At 57.8% G+C, this 529-nt stretch carries 1 pseudogene; it reads left to right on the top strand.

Annotated features, from left to right (window positions below):
- A pseudogene (locus CO660_RS34250) lies at positions 1-529 on the top strand (helix-turn-helix domain-containing protein); the annotation flags it as partial.

The raw sequence follows: 529 nt of genomic DNA, 5'->3' as shown, positions 1-529 counted from the left end.
GTGATAAGCAACCATCTTGTCCAGGTGGAAGAAGGTGTCGTGCGCCTGCTTCGTATCATCGGCGAAAGATCGTCGGGTGATAATCGCTCTTCAATTCGCCGGCGATCTCAACGGCGCGTCGCTGCAAAACGATTTCCTATTTACGGCTGAGGCCGTCACGAAATGCAAGATCCGCCGGATATCGCACATGAGTTTCCACGGGGAAGTCGCTCGGTCTAATGCGCTCGCTCGACCTAGCTCTCGTTGCTCTGGCAGGAGGCGGCCGCTTCGCATGAACAGATGGTGCTGTTGCCGAAGAAGAACGCCGAGGAGCGCCCCTGCAGCTTCATCGTGAAGCTTGCATTCCGGCGCAACCCGCGTCCGCCAAGGTCCGTTGCGCGTTTCCATGAATCGTCAAGACATTGCGGATCATCTCGGCCTGACCATTGAGACCCTGGCCCACACCGTTACGAAACTTGCGTCGCGCAACATCGTTATTCCCGAGGGCAGGCACGACCTGCGGAACGTCAATCTTGCCCGCTGGTACGGT

This window comes from Rhizobium sp. L9, from assembly GCF_002531885.1.
Lineage (GTDB): Bacteria > Pseudomonadota > Alphaproteobacteria > Rhizobiales > Rhizobiaceae > Rhizobium.
Note: the sequence above shows the minus strand (reverse complement) of the source record. Positions and strands in the feature narration are given on the sequence as shown.